This window comes from Bacillota bacterium, from assembly GCA_040754675.1.
In the GTDB taxonomy this organism is placed as follows: domain Bacteria; phylum Bacillota; class Limnochordia; order Limnochordales; family Geochordaceae; genus Geochorda.
On sequence record JBFMCJ010000555.1, the window covers coordinates 1 to 2,621 of the forward strand.

The 2,621-nt window shown below is 65.1% G+C and carries 4 protein-coding genes; 3 read left to right on the plus strand and 1 reads right to left on the minus strand.

The annotated features are described in order from the left end of the window. The 3 genes from AB1609_20710 to AB1609_20720 all read left to right on the plus strand — a co-directional run. A partial coding sequence (locus tag AB1609_20710) for an ABC transporter permease (protein MEW6048865.1) occupies window positions 1-185 on the plus strand: 185 nt, incomplete at its 5' end. Between the two features lie 86 nt (window positions 186-271). Continuing rightward, window positions 272-1,354 carry an ABC transporter permease gene (locus AB1609_20715; GenBank protein ID MEW6048866.1) on the plus strand — a complete coding sequence of 361 codons (1,083 nt, stop codon included), beginning with the start codon at window positions 272-274 and terminating at the stop codon, window positions 1,352-1,354. A 268-nt stretch (window positions 1,355-1,622) separates the two neighbouring features. Next, entirely contained in the window at window positions 1,623-2,126 is a 504-nt protein-coding gene (locus tag AB1609_20720) for a hypothetical protein (GenBank protein MEW6048867.1), read from the plus strand. A 152-nt stretch (window positions 2,127-2,278) separates the two neighbouring features. Here AB1609_20720 and AB1609_20725 read toward each other — a convergent pair. Then, on the minus strand, window positions 2,279-2,621 hold a 343-nt coding region (locus AB1609_20725), incomplete at its 5' end, for a hypothetical protein (GenBank protein MEW6048868.1).

The window sequence follows — 2,621 nt, forward strand, 5'->3', positions numbered from 1 at the left end:
CCATCATCAGTTCCATCGTTTTGAATCTGCCGACCATCGGGCCGCTTCTGTACGATGCGCTCATCAACAAGGACCAGTACCTGGCCATGACGCTACTGCTGTTTTCCAGCTTGCTGCTGATGATCGGGAACCTGCTCGCCGACATCGCCCTCGCATGGGTGGATCCGAGGGTGCGGTACGACTAGCGGGGCGAAGCTGCCCGCAAGAGAGGCGGCCCCGCAACCAGGAGGCCTCGAGGGTGAGCACAGAGGCCCGGCCCGTTGCAACCGGGGTGATTGCTGAGAAAGAGCCCGAGACGTTCGGGCGCCTGGCGCTCAAGCGCCTCATCCGTTCCCGCACCGGGGCGGTGAGCGCCGCGTTGCTCGCCGTGTTTTACGGCGGGGCGCTGCTTGCCGGCTTCCTGGCCCCTTACAGTCCGGCCACGCAGTTTCCGCAGTTTGCGTACGCGCCCCCGCAGCGGGTGCACTTCTGGCACGAGGGCCGGTGGGTCGGGCCGTTCGTTTACAGGCTCGAGCGGCGGCGTGACCCGGTAACCTTCATTTCGACGTACGCGGAAGATCGATCGCAGCTCGTGCCGGTCCGGCTGTTCGTAGCCGGCGACGAATACCGGCTGCTCGGGGTGATTCGAGCGCGCACCCACCTGTTTGGCGGCGACGGCGGGCCGGTCTTCCTGCTGGGGACGGATCGCTACGGAAGAGACCTGCTGTCGCGCATGGTTCTGGGTTCGCAGGTTTCCCTGTCGGTGGGGCCCGTCGGAATCCTCATCTCGTTCACCCTGGGCGTGATCATTGGCGGCTTGAGCGGCTACTACGGCGGGTGGGTCGACACGTTCGTACAGAGGGCCATCGAGGTGCTGCTGTCGTTCCCCAGGCTGCCCATCCTGCTGGCTCTCGGCACCATCGTGCCGCCTTCCTGGCCGTCGACCTACGTCTACCTCGGCGTGGTCGCCATCCTGGCCCTCATCGGCTGGGCGGATCTCGCCCGGGTCGTGCGGGGGCAGGTGCTGGCCGTCCGGCGGTTTGACTACGTGCTGGCCGCACGGGCCGTCGGCGTGCCTGAGCGGCAGATTCTTCTCCGGCACGTCCTGCCCAACATCGCAAGCTACCTCATCGTGTCGGCGACGCTCGCTCTTCCGGGATATATCCTGGGAGAGAGCGCGCTGTCGTTTCTGGGGCTCGGGGTCAAAGAGCCCATGGCCTCGTGGGGGCTGCTGCTGAAGGACGCGCAGAGCCTCGAGGTGTTGAGCCTCTATCCGTGGCTTCTCTCCCCCGCCCTGCTCATCATCGTCTCCGTGATGGCCTTCTACTTCCTCGGCGACGCCCTGCGGGATGCTCTCGACGTCCAGGCCCGGTGAACACGCTCACCTGCCGCTCGTGCGCCGTTGAGGCGGTAGTACTCCAGCAGCCAGCCGACCTCGCTGCCCGACGGCGCTGAGTTGGTGGGTGAGACGGCCCTCTGCCCGGATTTGGATGAGCCGATTTGGCTCTTTGGTGCGGTACCTGCGACGACCTCCCCTCAACCTGGAGATGCCTGGCAGGGCGGACCAGGGGGGCGAACTCCCGCTGCCACCTGCCTTCCCCGTCTGCCAGGCAGTGCACGCATCATCGAGGGGGTGTCTCGTCGTGCGGTACATCGGATTGCTGGTCGTGGCGGCTGGGTTGGTTGCGGCGATGAGTTCGGCGGTGCTTGCCCAGGAGTTTGCGGTCGGCGGGCAGGCGGGCTACGTGTTCGGGGGGCAGGGTCTGTTCATGTACGGGGTGACGGGGGAAGCCTCGATAACGGGGCCGTTTTCCGTCAGGGCGGCGTTCCTGTTTGGCTCGCTGCGTGACCCCTACTCGGGATTCAGTGTACGCATGCGCTGGATCAGCGGCGCCGGCCTTTACAACGTGGCAGTGGCCGAGGCGGAGCCGTACTTTGGGACAGGAGTCGGGGAACTGAGCGTATCCGCCTACGGGATTTCGGTTGGCATTACCGTGCTTGATTTCATCGGCGGCGCTCGTTTTGCGATGAGTGAAACGTCCAACCTGTTTGTGGAAGGGCATTACATGCTGCCGATGGGCCTTCCGAGCGGTGTACAGGCCTCGGGGAATTTCGCTCTGACCGGAGGGCTGCTGTACTCGTTTTAGCGCAAGCGACCCTGCTTGTCAGATCCCGTGCCTCTCGGGCAAGGGCGCCGCGCGGCCCGAGGCGCCCTTGCCCCGCCATCTCGGGCTACGACGGGAAAGGCCAATCGAAGCCAGTTGAATAGTGCCGGGCTCGGGTACGGCACCATGAGCAGCTAAAAGCGCACCGCATCCACGGCGCAGTGCAGCATCTGCGGCGGGAGCACCTTGAACGCTTCGGCCCGCTCCCGCCCGATGGCCGCGCCGTATTCGCGCGCCTTCATCTCGAAATAGAGGCGGTACAGGTGCGCCGTCGCCCCGTCCACCTGGCTTTCGTGGCATGCGATGGCTTCAAACTTCCGATCCCACTCTTCCTGGGACACCTCGACGTAACTGTTCGGGTTGGCCGTGTGGTAGTAAGCGATGCCCTTCAGCTCGTACGGCGCAAACGCTCCGTCGATGGCCGGGTCGGTCTTGATGTTGAGGAAGTTGTACAAAAGCACCGCTCCCGCCGCCGCC